A 16,676-nucleotide genomic window follows, 5' to 3' on the forward strand; every position below is an offset into this window, starting at 1 on the left:
AGCCACAGCGCAAAGCCTTGAGGATTTTTGGCCACCACGGCCATTGGCCTCATGGCCCAGGCGCTGATGCTCGGCCCGGATCGCCTAGCGAGATTACTCGCCCAGCATCAGGTAGATGGATTCAATGACGTGGCCGCAGATGGCCAGTCTTCGGTCGGCGTCAACATACAACCCAGCTATTTATTTAATTGGGTTCAACACCCGCATCTTTCATCACTTTGGAGAACTCAATCAACTGCGAGCTAATGCGTGAGCCCATTTGCTCAGGCGTACTCATCACGATCTCCGCACCAAAATTAACAGCCAAATCTTGCATTCGAGGCGAACGCTGAACATGCTTGATTTCTTGATTTAGCCGGTCAATGATTGTCTGAGGGACGCCTGCTGGAGCAACCACACCGAACCAAGGTTCTAGCTCTAGACCGGGTAATGTTGTGGACATGATCGGCAGGGATTGCGAACTGCGTTCAGTCCGTTTTACAGCTGAAGAGGCCAGTGCCCGAAGTTTGCCTTGACGTACATGTGGCAAAGCTGAGGCGCCGCCTTCGAACATCATATTGACTGTTCCGGATAGAACATCCGTTATGGCAGGCGCGCTTCCTTTGTAAGGTACTTGCAACAGTTTGATCTTGGCACTGGCTTGAAACATCAAGGACATGAGGTTGGTCGATGTGCCCTCCCCGATCGTGGCTACTGAATAGTAGCCAGGCCGGGCCTTTGCTAAAGCAATCAATTCTGTCAGTGATTGAGCCGGCAAACTGGGATGAACGACCAAGAACAGTGGTGTAGAAAACAGCATAGATACCGGCGAGAAGTCTTTCACCGGATCGTAGGGCAACTTTTTTCGGGCGATGGTGTTGAGCACCAAACCAGACTGTGTTCCCATAAACAGAGTGTGCCCGTCCGCGGGTGCCCTGGCTGCAGCTTCGGCGCCAATCGCCTGACTGGCACCCGGAAGGTTTTCAATGACCACGGGCTGGCCCAAGCGCTCGCTCAGGCCTTGCCCTAGGGCGCGCGCAAAAGAATCACCCAAGCCTCCTGGGGTGTAGGGCACGATGAATCTGATAGGCTTGCTAGGGTATTCAGCGGAGGAGCTTTGCGCTTGTACTGGCAGAGACAGAACAGCCGTACTCATGGCTATCGTTGTGGCCAAACATATCCCCCATTTAGAGTTGTCTTGAAATTTCAAAAATTTCAGAAAATTCATGCTTTGTCTCCTCATTTGCAAATTCAGTATTTGCATTTACATTATTTTTAGTGCGGGTAAAAACATTTCAGGCGAAAAAATAACGCCCTTCGCTATCTCGCAGGACTCTGCGGCTAGACGCGACGTCTTCCAACCAACGCACCACTTCGCGGCCATCTCTGCTGTTGATGGCTGCCATCAATTCCACGAACAATTTAGGACCATGTTCTAAAGCTGCCTGCAAAGATTCAAATCGCACACCATCCAAGGTCGGGGGTGCGGGGATACGGTGCTCCATGGGTCGTGGGGTATCGCCTCGCAAAAAAGGCAACGTCAAGTCGAACCCTGCTTTCGCAGTTTGGTGCGAGCCATTCAGCGAAGGGTCAAGCGGCATGGCTCGCATTCCCGTTTGGATCACAAAATCCCGGTCGGCCTGAAAACGTGTCGCCAGCGCCCATTCCATTTGCTCATCTGAAAAAATATCGATATCGGGATCGACCACAAATACATGTTTGACGTTGGCCAAGCAAGCGAAGACCGCCGCGATGGCATTGCGCGCTTCGCCAGGCACACGCTGACGCATGGCAACACGGACATTAAAGATGCCGCCGCTGGCCGGGCTGGTGTAAACAGCCGTCACTTCACGCACAGCCATTTCCAGTGCACGCCAAACTGTCACCTCGGTTCGGAATGCTGATATCTGTGCTGTATCTGTATAAGCCATAGTGGGGCCACTGATACTGGCGGTTTGGAAGACAGCATCGCGACGGTGCGTGATGGCAGTGAGGTGAAAAACCGGGTTCTTTTTAACAACACCGTAGTAGCCCAAAAATTCACCATAGGGGCCTTCGGGCTCCACGTGACCACATTCGTCCAAGTAGCCTTCCAAAATGTACTGGGCATCAGCGGGCACCAATAAATCATTGGTCACACACTTCACTACGCCCAGAGGTTCTCCGCGCAGCGCTGCTAGCAGTGCCAATTCATCGCCTGGTATGCGCTGCGTAGCAGCCACATGGTCAATAGGATGGCTTCCTACGGCAAAGGCAATCGGCAAACGTTCACCGCGTTGAGCTTGGGCAATATAGATAGCACGAAGGTCAGACGGTGCCATCAGGTCGATTCCCGCTGTGCGGCGTCCGCGCAGCATGAGACGGCGAACGCCCACATTGGTCAAGCCCGTGCCGGGGTCAACCACGAAATCAATGGATGCTGAGATGTAGGGTGCCCCATCAAGCCCATGCTGTAAGTGCACCGGTAAGCAAGTGAAGTCGCAGTCATCACCCGTCAAAACCACCTGCTGCACAGGAGCCATGTCACGAGGAATTTCCACCACCTCACCTTTGTTTTTGAGGCGATGTAGAACTTCCGCCAACAGCTTTTCAGGCGAGGTATTGAAGGCTTTGGCCAAGCGCTTTCGGCTGCCCGACACGTTGCCACACAATGCCACGCCCTCATCAGATGGACGCTCCATCAAAACTGCCTTGGGGTTGCCTTCTAAACAAGCAGCGACTTCAGCCAAATCGATAGGGTCGCGGATCACCTGGATTTCATCAGGGCCCAGATCAGCCAAAAAACGGCGAAGGTCGTGGCGCTCTAAGTCGGGTGTGACGGCCGAAATTGAGGCCGATATAGGCTGGTTATCAGTGCGCATTGCCGATTCAAGAAGAGTGCTCAAGGAAAGTCTCCAAAAGATTGTTTGTTTCTTTTTTGCACGATTGTCATTCAGGCTCAATACCGGCCAGTTTGACCATTCGGCCCCAACGCTCAGTGTCTTCAGTCACACGGCGAGCCAATTCCTCAGATGTAGAAGTTTCCGGCTCTGCACCAATGTTGCGAAGAAATTCGGCCATCGACGGCTCCCTGATAGCACGCTGCACCAACGCTGACATGCGCTCATTATTTTTCATTGGTACGCCTGCCGATTGGAATACGGCAAACCAGCTGGATAAGCTAAAGCCGGACAATCCCGACTCTGCCATGGTGGGCACCTGCCCAAGGGCAGCCATGCGGCGCTGGCCAGTGACTGCCAAGGCGCGCAGCTTCCCAGCGCGCACCAGAGGGATGGCAAGGGTGGCGTCGGCAAACACCAACTGAATTCGTCCACCCATCAAGTCTGTCATGGCTTGGGGTACGCCCTTATAGGGAACGCCTATGAGGTCAACACCCGCTTGACTTTTGAACATAGCCCCAGCAACCATACCGGTTGCATTACCAGTTCCATAAGCCCAGCGCCCGGGCTCACGTTGAATGGCCTGAATCAACTGATTGACATTGATCGCCTCTATTGCCTTAGGGTCGCAGACTAAAACAAAGTTCAGGGTTGCAACCGATGCAACGGGTGTGAAGTCTTTGACTGGATCAAATGGGAGTTTGCGAAAAAGGTGAGTGTTGGCCGCGTGTGTGGAATTCGGCGTAAACAAGAGTGTGTTGGGATCACCATAAGCTGAGGCCACCGCCTGAGCGGCAATATTGCCTAGTGCGCCAGGGCGGTTCTCGACAATCACTGCTTGTCCGGTATACACCTCGAGCTGGCGCGCCAATTGACGGGCGACACTGTCTATTCCACTTCCGGCCGGATAGCCCACGAACATGCGCAAAGGCTTATCGGGCCACTCTGCAGCAAAGGCACTGGAAACACCCCATAGGCTGGCAACAGATGCAGCCAAAGTGCTTGCCAGCAAGTGCCGCCGACTGATCTGGGTTGAACTCTTTTTCATCATGTTCTTGCTACTCCTTGAGGCGAATCATCCGAGACATTCATTGACGTGCAGACAGCGTGGTACCCATCAAATGACCTGCGAAAGCGCTCGCTGCAACGGGGTTCATTCCCGGTGCATGAGTTAAGTACTGCTTGCAAGCGCGCAGCGCTACCGGCGAGCAGGCCACAATTGAGCTGATCAGCGTTTGTGCCTCGTTTTCAAGCGCTTCAGAGGTACAAGTCAGGCTCACCACCCCCCCGGTTTGTGCTTCGCGACCAGTCCACACGCGCCGACTCAACACCAAATAAGCCAAACTCTTGAGAGGCACACGGTCACAAAGAGCCGCCATCACCAGCGTTGGCGGAATGTCCCGATCCATCTCCGGAATTTGAAATTGCGCGTCCTCGGCTGCAAGGGTCAGATCACACACCGCGGCAAGCGCAGTGCCAACCCCGATAGCGCGTCCTTGGACAATAGCGATTGTGGGTACTGGCACAGCTTTGATTGCATCGTAAATCGCCAGTGCTGGTAATGCCACCATTTGGCGAAGACGCTCCCCTGATGGCGCGGAAGCGCCAGGTGGTGGCGTAGGAGAAACACGACCCGCACAAAAATCAGCACCTGCCCCGCGCAGGCAAACCAAGCGAGCGTTCTCATCAATGGATGAAAGTGCACTGATGATGGCCTTTCCCATCTCCGCGTCGATGAGGTTACCGTTTGCCGGCGTGTTCAGCGTCAATGTCAGTATTGCGTCGCGGTAGTCGACCCATACGCGATCGTTGCTTGTGGTCTCAGTCATGTTGAATTTACCTCTCGTGGTGGATAACTTGCCATAACGCCAATGCGGTCGCAGGCATTGGGAGTTCCTCACGCGTGAAATCCGACAAGGCATCCGCAAGAGCGTTGAACGTAGCGGCGGTTGCCGGTGTGATACCGCTTTCTCCACCACCTTTAACGCCCAGCGGATTACCCAGGGTTGGGTCGTTGGCAAACTCGATCGAGAGTTTGGGCAGCAAGCCTGCTCTGGGCAATCGGTAGTCCATAAAGGAGCCTGCCAACACTTGTCCACTTCGTGTGTCAAGGTCATAGCCTTCGCCAAGTGCCTGACCAAAACCTTGAGCCAATCCCCCGTGAATCTGTCCCTCAACGATGAGCGGGTTGATGGGCACCCCAACATCGTCCACTGCAGAATACCGGATCAGTTCAACTTCGCCAGTATCGGGATCAATTTCCAGTTCGCAAACTGCCGCCCCAGTTGGGTAGGCTGGCATGCGACCAAAGAACTCCGCCTCTGCTGACAGCTTTCGCTGGTTGCGATTGTCTGGTAAACCATTAATTTCGACATGTTTCGAAATTTCAGCCCATGCTATGTGACGATCTCGCCACCACCTTCGGGGAAGAACAAATGCTTCGCCATCGCGATGCAATCGATCAGGTGCAACCCGAAGTAGGTCAGCTGCAGCCAAATGCGCTTTTTTGATCAGTTGCGCCGATGCCTGCATTAGGAGCGTACCGCCCAATCGCATGGATCGATCGGAATGTGTACCGCCACCAACTTTGACAAAAGATGTGTCGCCAGTGCGCAGCCGAATACGGTCAATTGGGACCGAGAGCTGATCTGCCACCACCTGCCCAAAAGTGGTCTCGTGTCCTTGCCCCGTCGACTGAGTTCCCGAAACGATATCGATCCGTCCTTCGCCGTCCACATGAAGTTCGATGCGTTCACGAGGTGCGCCAACCGGTGATTCGATGTAGTTGGCTAACCCGATGCCGCGCAACCTTCCGCGCGAGGCAGAGTCGGCTCGCCTTTTTTCAAAGCCACCCCAATCTGACATCTGCAGCACACGCTCCATATTGGCAGGGAAATTCCCTGAATCGTAGGGCAGCCCCATCGGACTGATACGTGGCAAAGAGTGATGCTGGATCAAATTGCGGCGTCGAATATCAATGCGATCCATGCCGATCTCTGCTGCCGCGATGTCCAAGACACGTTCGATGGCATGCATGCTCTCGGGCCGACCGGCACCGCGGTAAGGTCCTGTTGGGACCGTGTTGGTCATGGCAGCAGATATCTCAAAGGCCACCTCGGGTACATCGTAAACACTGGTGGCAACTCGCGAAGCATTTGACATCGGCACGTATGAGACAGTGTGCGCACCAACGTTACCGATCAACTGATTGTCCATGGCCAAAATTCTGCCTTCAGCATCAAACGCCATTGCAGCGCGGATGATCAAGTCTCGCCCTTGGTAATCGCTCACAAAAGCTTCGCTGCGGTCACTGGTCCATTTGACTGGACAACCAACGCGTCGCGCAGCCCACAGCACGGCAACTTGCTCCATGTTCAGTGAATAGCGCGGTCCAAAGCCACCACCAACATCCGGTGAGACCACACGCATGCGCTCGGATGGGATGCCAAAAGCATCAGCCAAGCTGGCTTGTTGGCGGACCACGCCTTGACTGCCTGAGATCAGCGTCCAGCTGTCAGTCGATGGGTCGTGGCTGCCAAGCGCAGATCGGGGCTCCATCTGGCAATTGACGATTCGACTATTTCGGAACTCCCGTCGAACCACATGGGCAGCCCGAGCAAAAATTTCCTGCACTTTCTCTCGATTGCCCAGCTGAACATGAAAGCAAAGATTCCCAGGAAGATCCTCCCACAATTGCGGTGCATGTTCAGCGAGAGCATCATCCCCGCGCACCACAGCTGGAAGAACGTCATAGTCCACCACTATGGCCTCGGCAGCGTCTCTAGCTTGCAACTGCGTTTTGGCCACGACCATGACCAGCGCTTCACCAACATGGCGTACTTTATCCAAGGCAAGCGGGAGTTGTCTGCGCTGGTAAACAACACCAGTGGTCGACTTGGTAAAAGCCTTGGCCGTATGGTCTATTGCATCCAGTGGGTTGGGTATATGGTCGATCCCCTTAAAGCCATCTGCCAAATAATCGCGCCCCGTAAGAACGGCAAGCACACCCGGCATTTTGGAAGCAGCGCTGATGTCAATGCTGCGCAAACCAGCGTGGGCATGTGGCGAACGCAAAAACACGGCACAAGCTTGGCCTGGCAGGACAAAATCATCTGTGTATTGACCTCGTCCTGTCACCAGCCTAAGGTCCTCCTGCCTGGGCAATGGCTTTCCGATAAGGGTCAAAATTTGGCCTCCGATTTGTCCATTTCACGGGCAGCCTGATGCACCGCTTCAATGATATTGACGTAGCCTGTACAACGGCAAAGGTTGCCCTCTATGGCTTGATGAATGCTTTCATCTGTTACTTGCCGGTTGGAGCGAAGCAAGTCGTCGGCAGCCATGATCATGCCGGGCGTACAGAACCCACACTGCAGAGCATGACAACGGTTGAAGGCCTTCTGAAGTGGATGCAAGCTGCCAGCCTGCGCCAAGCCCTCAATGGTGACGACCTCCCCACCGCTCGCCTGAGCCGCCAATATGCTGCAAGATTTAACGGCCAAGCCGTCCAGTCGTACAGTGCAAGCTCCGCATTGGCTGGTGTCGCAACCGACATGGGTTCCAGTCAAGCGGAGTTCTTGACGCAAGAACTCAACAAGTAGCATGCGGGAGTCAACGCAGCGCTGGACAGTCTTGCCATTGACGGTCAGTGAAACGTCGAAAAAGCTGTCCTTGCCTTTAGCTTCATTCGTTCCAATTTCTTCAGAAGCCACATCTTGTCGTTTAAAGGACATCTCCATTGGCTGACTCAGGACCTGATTGAATCTTTCAAAGAACTGGTCGGCCATCTTTTGTGCGACACCACTGACCAAGCGTGAACCGATTTGCGCCAGCTTGCCGCCGACACTGGCCTCCAACACATAGTCAAGTCGGGTGTGTGTTCCTTCGTCCTGCAGCGATACCTTGGCCTCCATTTGACCGAAGCCTGCAATCCCCCCTTGCCCCTCGCCAGACAAGCGATAGCCCAGCAGCGGCTGGCGTTCATGCAAGGATATGCGGCCCATAAAACGGGCGTTGACGGGTCCTACTGAGACCAACACCAGAGCTTGCCACTGGCCGTCGCCAGTCTCCTCGAATTTTTCACATCCTGCGATGCATTGCTGCAAGACCTCTGGGTTATTCAGAGCGACCCAGACAGCGGTCCGGGTCGCATCGATGGTTTGGCTTCCTTTGAAATGCATGCTGATTTTCCTCAGTGTCCGGCAGGTTCCGACACATCAGCCAGTTGCACAATGGCACGGCGAAGCAATACGCCGGCTAAATGGGCACGGTATGCGGCTGTGGCGCCCAGATCGTCATTCAAATGATATGACTCCAAACTGAGTCCTTCAAAATTGGAGGATGACCAGTCTTCAGGGGCCACGAGCCTGGCCTCAGCAGCAGTCCATCGCATGACACAAGGTGCAGCGCCCGTTAACGCGATGCGCGCACCGGCGGACGTGTCAGCAAGGAACACCCCCACGACTGCGTAACCGGAGGCCGGATGACGGTGTTTGAGGTAAACGGCACGGTGCGGCTGTGAAAACTGCACCGCAACAATGATCTCATCGGGTGCCAGCGCGGTGGAGAACATGCCCGTAAAGAAGTCATCTGCTGGAATTTCACGACGATCGGTGATGATGGTTGCATTCAACCCCAGTATGGCACCCGGGTAGTCTGCGGCTGGATCATTGTTGGCGATTGATCCGCCAATAGTTCCACGGTGACGTATTTGTGCATCGCCGATCAGGCTGGCAAGTGTGGCCAATGCTGGGATCACTTTTCGCACAAGAGGCGATTCTGCAACGACAGCATGCGATGTCGCCGCACCAATACGCAACACTCCGCTCTCGAATGCGATACCGTGAAGCGCAGAAATACGCATTAAGTCAACCAAATGTGATGGGCTGGCCAATCTTTGCTTGAGCGTCGGGATCAGCGTCATGCCTCCCGCCAATGGCATAGCCTCAGGGTTTGCGCCCAACAAGGCAACCGCTTCGGCAACGCTTTGAGCTCGAAAATAGGTGACTGGATACATGGGGTTGGACTAAATGATGATGGTCAAGGCTTAACTTCAGTCAGCCAGCGTTCCACCGCGCTGCCGACTGCGACGGGGGCCTCCTGCATCAGATAGTGTCCTGCGCCAAGAACTCCCTCAACGCTGGCATGCGGGTGATGTACCAGCCAATTCGCTTCAACCGAAACCGTATTGATGCTGGGGTCGTACTGGCCCACGATCACCCGGGTGGGTATGGCAAGGGAGCGAGCCTGTTCCGCAAAGTCGGCTTGACCCCATTGCAACAAGTAAGCATGCATGGCCTGAGGCAGGTGCGCGTTGCCCGCAGCACTTGCTACGGCAGCACACCAAGTAGGTGAAAGGCGCTTACCTGTTGACAGGTCAACAATAGTTTGGCGTGCGCGTTCATCAGTCACTGCCTGCACAAAAAGCTTCAGACGATCGCCCGAAAGGCTTGAACCAGCTGCAGAAACAGGCGCTAACCCAAGCAAACTGTCCACGCGCTCGGGTGCTTTGAGAGCGACGCGTTGCATGGCCATTCCGCCCATAGAGTGTCCAATCAGCGCAAAGTGATCCCAGCCCATCTGATCACCAAGGGCCAATACATCTTGCGCTGCCTCTTCAAAGTTATAGGCCCCTAGGATCTCTCTTCTGGTGCCATAACCTCGGTAGTCAAATACAGCTATTTCGCAAGCCCTTGGATCTATCACCTCCAACATGCTCTGCCAGCTTGCTGCACAGCCAAGCCAGCCATTCATCACAATGGCTTTACGAGGGCCGTTTCCGTATCGCAAAGCAGGGCTCATGTCTCAGCCCTAAGGTGATTGGCGGAATTTGATTTATTCATAAAAAGGCCCGTTTTAAGAAAATTGATGAGGCCTACATCAGACTGGGACAGTCTCAGCGTTGTACGAGAAAAGCCAGTCATAACGCTCCTTGACACGCGCTTCACTCCACTCTTGGTCAACATACTTTGCTGCACCTTCTGAATGGGCGAGTTGTGGGTTGTGAAAGCGCGCCGCGTTGGCAGCGGAACCTTGCACGATGCGGGTGGTGCGCTCCATGCGGGCGCGCTCGTAGCGCACCAATGCGTTCGTCGGATCGCCTGACGAAGCTTCAAGGCATCGCGCCAAGATAAAACCGTCTTCCATCGCCATCACCGCACCCTGCGCCAAAAAAGGCAGCGTCGGGTGACAAGCATCTCCCAACAGGGTGACGCGGCCGTAGCTCCACCGCGGCATGGGCTCACGAACCATGAGCGCCCATCGAAATGGCGTGTCCAGCGACCGTATCAAGGTCTGAACATCGTCGTGCCAACCCGCAAAATCTTGCAGACAGGCATCGATGCTGCCCTTTTCCGTCCATGACTCCACCTCCCAACCCTGCTGTTCAACAACCCCGACAAAGTTGACTAATTCGCCGCAGCGCAAAGGGTAATTGATGACGTGCGCCCCCGGTCCCACCCAGTTGAAACCATACGGTTGACGCAAATGTTCAGGCAACGTCTTCGCCTCGATGACGCCGCGCCAAGCAATAATTCCTGAGAAGCTTGGACGATCATCCCCGACCAAGCACTTTCGTACTTGGGAATGCACACCATCTGAACCCACGACCACATCAGCGATTGCAATTTCACGGCCCTCGCTCATGATGGCGACCTCATCGCCACGATTTTCCAAACCGTCGATACGGACACCGGTGGTGATGGCATTCGCCTTAAGTGCAGTCACTGCTTGAATGAGAACTTGATGCAGGTCACCACGATGAACCGTTAAATATGGGAAGCCGTAATGCTCTCGAGCAGATGCACCCAAATCGAAAAGGTTCCACGCCTGGCCACTGTTCCACAAACGAACCTTTTTGCCCTGTGGTTCAGATGCAACCCTCGCCATGGCATTGGTCAGACCCAATGCGGCCAAAATACGATTGCCATTGGGACTGATTTGGAGCCCAGCTCCTAACCCTACAAGAACTTTTGCCTGCTCAATGACCTGAACATCAAAACCTTTCTTGAGCAAGGCCAGTGCGGCAACTAAGCCACCAATGCCAGCACCGACCACGACAACTTTCATATGTATCTCTCTGAATGACAGCTCATTGAGGGCGTCGACTCAATGGCTCTGCATGTACTGCGATGGCGTTTCTTACAGTAAAACAACCCCAACGAAGAACTGTAGTTGCCAAGCCTTTAAAAGGAAAGCACAAATATTCTTTCAGTTAATCGCTTTGGCTTATAAATGGGTTTTGCAGTGGTATCAGATCAAGCAGCGCGAATACTGCCGCCTAATTCAACTGCAGTGCAAGCTTGGTATCAACAATTCCGTGATGGCGTCTACCGCTGCACTGGCATCTTTGCCTGACTTCATGATTCGAAAGTAATTGATGCTAACGGGGGGGAATACGCTGGCTGTCCGCACCTTATAGCGCTGGCAAGCAGTCTGCGCAAATGAGGGAAAGACAGCAACGCCAAATCCTTTTTCAACCATACCCAGGGCTGTATCGAGCTGATTGACCACCATTCTGGATCGGATGTCTGTTCCAGTTTTCTTGGCCATGCCGTTCACGAGTTTTTGGATAGGACTTTTGTCTGATAATGCAATCAGTGGATATTCGAAAACCTGCCGCCAAGAGATGCTCTCTTGGATATCGGAAAACTGGTCGGTGTAAACCAACATGAGCGTGGCTGGCACGATTTGCAAATGGCTGATGCCTGAAATTTTCTGTTCAAAGGCACCAAAAGCTGCATCGACTTCATCCAATTCAACGAACTGCTGAAGCTCCTTGGGCCCCGCGTCGACCACCTCCACCTGCACTGAAGGAAATTGACGTTGGAATTCATCGAGTACTTCTGGCACGACGTTAGAGGCCAGCATCGGGGTGAACCCCAGACGAAGCCTGGAGATACCATATTGCCCGAAGTGCTGTAACTGATGTGTTGCTGCCTCCAAATTGTCAACCACCGTGGTTGCAACGGGCAAAAACTCTCGTCCTGCGGGGGTCAGTTCAACACTGCGCGTTGTACGCTCAAACAACCTGCAGCTGAGCTGGCCCTCTAGCTCACGAATACTCGAACTCAGTGCGGCCTGGCTGATATGCAACTTTTGAGCTGCCTTGGTGAAATTACAGGTTTCAGCAACACCAATGAACGCTTTGAGTTGACGAAGGTTCAAATTCAAGTTCATTGATTATTTTTTCCAAGTACAGCCAAAAATTATACTGATCAAGAATTTGAATGGCGTGACGAAAAACTCAAGCCCAAAAGCATCATGCTCTAAGAGATCTCTTCAAAAGTCCCGCCCCAGTTTGCATGGTTCAGTGCACCCCTCAGCGACCGCCATCCCTTTGCTTGTGACTTACCAGTTGATCCGCTGATCAGATTCAAAGTCTGTTGCCGCTTGGCACCACTCGTCCTAATACGGCAGGGTGCCAGAGCCACAATCACTTGCGCATTAGTCTCATCTCACCGTAATGTCTCTCTTGCCTGCGCAACGCGCAGTTGTTCAGGCAAAGTGCTATCGCTGAGGCGGCAGGCACTGAGGTTGAACGGTGTGTGGATGACAAATTCCCCTTAAGTGTTGAACCGGTGGCGCCCAGTGCAGACCCAAAAACTGCGCAGGCGAATGCACAGGCAATGGTGAGTCAAAAAGCACTAAAAGCCTTGACCATAAAGCCAAGGGACGTCCATGAGCTGCGGCCCCAAGAGCCGCATAGAGAGGTTGCGCCCCAGCGCCAGAGCGCCTTGGGCGTGAAAGATGCGGCCATTTCGAATGGCACGCGCTTGCACTCGGGCGTTGCGCGACCAGCGTTGCGCGGCATAGGCTTGCAGTTGAGCGCTGACCGATGCGTCGGCTGCGCTCAGACACTGTGCTAAGACCTGTGCATCTTCAATGGCCATGCCCGCACCCTGCGCCAGATAAGGCCGCATGGGATGTGACGCGTCGCCCAGCAAAGCCACGCGCCCCTGAGCCATCTGGCTGGCGGAACTCAAGGGTGCGCGGTCGTGTACTGCCCACTGCCGCCAAGCCGGAACCGATGCCAAGCGTTCGTGCAAATCAGGGCCCACTGCACCCATGGCTTTCATGAGGGCTTGAGTGTGCCCGGCGTGGTCCCAGTCTTGGGCCTGGTCCGGCTGGGCGCCGTGCACGATGGCCACCACATTGAGCCATTGCCCGCTGCGAACCGGGTAATGCACCACATGCAGGCGTGGCCCCATCCAGACGGTGACTTGGTCGCTCCGCAAGTGCGCTGGCAACTCGGCTTGCGATACCAACGCTCGGTAAGCCAAGTGGCCAGTAAAACGCGGAGGCTCATCGTCCAACAGCTGTTGGCGAACCGCACTCCACACACCATCGGCCCCAATCAAGGCGCTGGCCTTCAACGCTTGCCCGCCCTCGGTGCGAGCCTCCAGCACGTCTTGGGTTTCACGCCAATCCACCAAGGTCTGACCCATCAGGATGTCGACACCCCTGCCTTGGGCGGCACGGTGCAACAAACCATGCAAATCGGCCCGGTGCAGGGTGGCATAGGGAGCGCCATAAAGGGCTTGCGCCCGATCGCCCAAGGGCAAGGTGCCCAACACTTGGCCAGTTTGGGCATCTCGGGCTTGCAATTTTTTGGGGAAAGCCGCCACCTGCGCCAGCGCCGCCCCAAGGCCCAAAGCTTGCAAAATGCGTGTCACATTCGGGCCGATCTGGATGCCTGCACCCACTTCTGCGAACTGTGCTGTCCGCTCCAACAACTGTACCGGGATATCTCGCTGAGCACATGCCAACGCAGCGGCCAGGCCGCCAATGCCGCCGCCCGCGATCAACACCTGTTTGTGCTCATGTCTGGTCATCTGCCCATTGTGCCTTCCGAAAGCTGGAATCGATGGCCCCGTAAAAACGGCACCCGAAGGTGCCGTTTGATCCAAGCGGTATCAGCCTATTGGCGATATCAGACCACCGGGTTGAACTGGTAACCATCACCCGATGGGGCAATCGTGCCAAACGCCGGAAACGGGAAGTGGAAACCACCGGCCATCATTTTTTCTTTCACCAACATGTCAAAGATACGGCGACGTGATTGGCGTGCCATCTCAGGATTCATGTCAAACAGAACGGCCCAGTCGGGTGCCCGTGCAAACAAAGAAGGCACGTTGGTGATGTCGGCCACGTAGGCGAACGACTGCCCTTGTGATTGCATCTTGAACAGGGTGTGACCCGGCGTGTGACCAAAGGCTGCAATCGATGTCACGCCAGGGGCCACCTCGGTACCGGGCTCAAACTTGACCAATTGGTCGCCCGACAAATTGCCCAAAGCGCGTCGAACGCCTGCAAAAGCACCTTGCATGCCTTGAGGTGCAGCCGCCATGCGCGCGTCATCCATCCAGAACGCATGCTCCACTGAAGGAACGTGTACACGCGCATTGGGGTAGACCAGCGAACCGTTTTTGTAACGCAAACCGTTGATGTGGTCACCGTGGTAATGGCTCAAGACCACATTGTTGATGTCCTCGGGTTTGAAGCCGGCAGCCGCCAAATTGGTCAGGAGTTTGCCTGTGGTGGGTGGTCCGTTGTCCGCAAAGCCTGTGTCAAACAAATACCGCTGGTTGCCATTGACCAACAAAAATGGGGTGTAAGGCACGTCGATGTAATCGGTGGGCAAATTTTGAGAGGCCAACAAAGCCTTCACATTGTCCAAAGGCACTTTGGGCACAAACTCCTCGCCCAAAGGACGGCGCACAGCCCCATCGTTCAGAGCAATGATTTCCATGCTGCCCAGGTTCATGCGGCGAAAGCCGACGGCAGGCAGTGTGGGCGCACCAAAATTGGGCGCAGATTGCGACCAAACCGAAGAGAAGACCAAGGCAGAGGTGCCTGCCAAACCGGCCCCCATGAAAGAACGTCTTGAAAACATCAATTGACTCCGTGTTTGTGAAGGTCATGGAGCTTAACCAGCCGAGCTAAATTGTTGAAATGACGCCAAATAACCATGAAGAACTATGGGTTAAAGACCCCCTGTTTGAAATTCAGTTCTGCAAGGACTTCACCGGCCATTCAATGGGTACGCTGGGTCGTTGTAGCCTGGCGTAGAAGGGTGGCCTGGGGCCACCAGTGCATTGACCACCGCTTCGTCTTCGGGCGTAATCTCCACGTCCAGCGCTGCAGCGTAGTCTTGCCACTGCGCCAGCGTGCGAGGCCCGGCGATGACCGCGCTGACATGACGGTTGGCCAGCACCCAGGCTGTCGCGAAGTGTGCCAAAGACACGCCTTTGCGCTCGCAGTGCAGACGCAAGGATTGCGCAACCTGCAAAGACTCTTGCCGGAATTCGGTTTCCAGGATGCGCTTGTCGGCACGGGCAACGCGGCTGCCTTCGACGGGCGCTTGGCCTGGCGCATATTTACCCGTGAGCACGCCACGGGCAATCGGGCTGTAGGGCACCACACCCAAACCATAGTGGCCACAAGCTTCCAGGATTTCCACCTCGGGCATGCGGTTGAGCAAGTTGTAATAAGGCTGGCACACCACAGGGCCTGGCATGTTCATCTGGCGCGCCATGTTGACCATCTCGGCAATGCGCCAGCCCCGGAAATTGGACACACCCCAATAGCGAATCTTGCCGTCACGCAGCAAGGCCTCGATGGCCCGCAAAGGCTCTTCGAGGCTCATGCCGTTGAAATCGCGGTGCAAGTAATAAATGTCCAAATGGTCGGTCGCCAATCGGCGAAGGCTGTCTTCGCAGGCCCGCAGCATCCAACTGCGCGAATAGCCTTGGGTATTGGCCAAGTCGGACATCGCGTTGCCCACCTTGCTGGCCAAGACCCAGCGATGGCGCTGCCCCTTAAGCACTTGGCCCACGATTTCTTCCGACTTTCCAAGCGAGTAAACGTCGGCGGTGTCGATGAAGTTGCAGCCCTTTTCTTGCGCATCGGCCACGATTCGGCCCGCATCTTCGAGCGAGGTTTGGTCGCCGAACATCATGGTGCCCAGGCACAAACGGGAAACTTTCAAGGGGCTGCGGCCCAAGGTGGCTTGATTCATACGCAACTTTCTAAGCGAATTGGCAATGCCCCAAGGCTATGACAATTGCCAAGACCGTGCTGTCACCTGCGCGAGTGGGGCCGACCAACCCCAAGCAGGGTCACAAGCTAACGCAAGCCTTGCATAAAGCCGAGACCACCATCTTGCAAAGGACCCAAGGGGTTTCTTCGCACCTCCACCTCTTGGACAGAGGGCTGACCGCCCCAGGTACGGTGGACGACCAAACCATTGACCATCAAGATCGTGGCATTGAATCGCCAACCACTGGTCTCGGTGGTGCGCTTGAGGTTCACGAAATCCATGAAAAAACTGCCCGTGCGGGCCCGGGCAATGCGAGATGCATTGATCTCCCAACCCCGGCAGGCATCACCGGCCTTCAAGCAATCCTGGATGCCTTTGTCCAGATCGTCCCGGGTTTGCAAATTCCCGTTGATGACGCGTTTGGCGATGTCCGTATGCGTCAGGATCAGCGTATTGGGCAACTGAATAGGGTCTATGCCCAACCGGGTCAAATTAGCCACCTCGCTTTGGTAAGGCACCAAGGACTCGATGGTCATCCGTGCCTCTTCAAAGCTGGCGAATTTTGCAGCGTTGGTAGTAGAGGTCGGCAGCAAGGACGCACACCCCTGCAAGAAGGCCCATGTCCCAGACAAAAACACAAAAGAAAAGTAGCGTTTTAATGTCATGGCGGTGTGATGCGTGTGCTGACATTAAGCGCTTCGGCACGCACATGGGTCTGTGACTTGGCACACAAATTCGCCAGAAAAAAGCCCCGCCAGCTTTCACTGGCGGGGCTTGTT

The 16,676-nt window shown here is 54.9% G+C and carries 14 protein-coding genes and 1 pseudogene; all 15 read right to left on the reverse strand.

Annotated features, from left to right (window positions below):
• Positions 1 to 184: 184 nt before the first annotated feature.
• The 15 genes and pseudogenes from B9Z40_RS03010 to B9Z40_RS03075 all read right to left on the reverse strand — a co-directional run bounded on the left by B9Z40_RS03010 (position 185) and on the right by B9Z40_RS03075 (position 16,562).
• Entirely contained in the window at positions 185 to 1,207 is a 1,023-nt protein-coding gene (locus tag B9Z40_RS03010; protein WP_158238053.1) for a tripartite tricarboxylate transporter substrate binding protein, read from the reverse strand.
• Positions 1,208 to 1,274: 67 nt separating this feature from the next.
• Positions 1,275 to 2,921, reverse strand: a complete 1,647-nt coding sequence (locus tag B9Z40_RS03015; RefSeq protein ID WP_233204765.1) for a UbiD family decarboxylase — start codon at positions 2,919 to 2,921, stop codon at positions 1,275 to 1,277.
• Entirely contained in the window at positions 2,908 to 3,909 is a 1,002-nt protein-coding gene (locus B9Z40_RS03020) for a tripartite tricarboxylate transporter substrate binding protein (RefSeq protein WP_100171823.1), read from the reverse strand. The genes B9Z40_RS03015 and B9Z40_RS03020 overlap by 14 nt, the downstream gene beginning before the upstream one ends.
• A 37-nt stretch (positions 3,910 to 3,946) precedes the next feature.
• Complete coding sequence (locus B9Z40_RS03025; protein WP_100171824.1) at positions 3,947 to 4,687, reverse strand: enoyl-CoA hydratase/isomerase family protein; 741 nt, start codon at positions 4,685 to 4,687, stop codon at positions 3,947 to 3,949.
• Positions 4,688 to 4,694: 7 nt separating this feature from the next.
• Positions 4,695 to 7,043, reverse strand: a complete 2,349-nt coding sequence (locus tag B9Z40_RS03030) for a xanthine dehydrogenase family protein molybdopterin-binding subunit (RefSeq protein WP_100171825.1) — start codon at positions 7,041 to 7,043, stop codon at positions 4,695 to 4,697.
• A complete protein-coding gene (locus tag B9Z40_RS17305; protein WP_369823428.1) occupies positions 7,040 to 7,555 on the reverse strand; it encodes a (2Fe-2S)-binding protein in 516 nt (171 codons plus the stop codon). The genes B9Z40_RS03030 and B9Z40_RS17305 overlap by 4 nt, the downstream gene beginning before the upstream one ends.
• Positions 7,556 to 7,618: 63 nt before the next feature.
• Positions 7,619 to 8,038: pseudogene (locus tag B9Z40_RS17310) on the reverse strand (CoxG family protein); the annotation flags it as partial.
• An 11-nt stretch (positions 8,039 to 8,049) separates the two neighbouring features.
• Positions 8,050 to 8,874, reverse strand: coding sequence for a xanthine dehydrogenase family protein subunit M (locus B9Z40_RS03040; RefSeq protein ID WP_100171827.1), 825 nt, complete (start codon positions 8,872 to 8,874; stop codon positions 8,050 to 8,052).
• Positions 8,875 to 8,897: 23 nt separating this feature from the next.
• Positions 8,898 to 9,659, reverse strand: coding sequence for an alpha/beta fold hydrolase (locus B9Z40_RS03045; protein WP_100171828.1), 762 nt, complete (start codon positions 9,657 to 9,659; stop codon positions 8,898 to 8,900).
• Between the two features lie 78 nt (positions 9,660 to 9,737).
• Positions 9,738 to 10,925 (reverse strand): FAD-dependent monooxygenase, encoded by a 1,188-nt coding sequence (locus tag B9Z40_RS03050; RefSeq protein WP_100171829.1) that lies wholly within the window; start codon positions 10,923 to 10,925, stop codon positions 9,738 to 9,740.
• Between the two features lie 216 nt (positions 10,926 to 11,141).
• Complete coding sequence (locus tag B9Z40_RS03055; RefSeq protein ID WP_100171830.1) at positions 11,142 to 12,035, reverse strand: LysR family transcriptional regulator; 894 nt, start codon at positions 12,033 to 12,035, stop codon at positions 11,142 to 11,144.
• A gap of 467 nt (positions 12,036 to 12,502) precedes the next feature.
• Entirely contained in the window at positions 12,503 to 13,690 is a 1,188-nt protein-coding gene (locus B9Z40_RS03060; protein WP_100171831.1) for an FAD-dependent monooxygenase, read from the reverse strand.
• A gap of 98 nt (positions 13,691 to 13,788) precedes the next feature.
• Positions 13,789 to 14,751, reverse strand: coding sequence for an MBL fold metallo-hydrolase (locus B9Z40_RS03065; RefSeq protein ID WP_100171832.1), 963 nt, complete (start codon positions 14,749 to 14,751; stop codon positions 13,789 to 13,791).
• 129 nt (positions 14,752 to 14,880) lie between these two features.
• Positions 14,881 to 15,876: an aldo/keto reductase gene (locus B9Z40_RS03070; protein ID WP_100171833.1), complete on the reverse strand. Its 996-nt coding sequence runs from the start codon at positions 15,874 to 15,876 to the stop codon at positions 14,881 to 14,883.
• A 107-nt stretch (positions 15,877 to 15,983) separates the two neighbouring features.
• Positions 15,984 to 16,562, reverse strand: a complete 579-nt coding sequence (locus B9Z40_RS03075) for a hypothetical protein (RefSeq protein ID WP_143473919.1) — start codon at positions 16,560 to 16,562, stop codon at positions 15,984 to 15,986.
• Between the last annotated feature and the right edge of the window lie 114 nt (positions 16,563 to 16,676).

The organism is Limnohabitans sp. 15K (genome assembly GCF_002778285.1).
Classification (GTDB): domain Bacteria; phylum Pseudomonadota; class Gammaproteobacteria; order Burkholderiales; family Burkholderiaceae_C; genus Limnohabitans_A.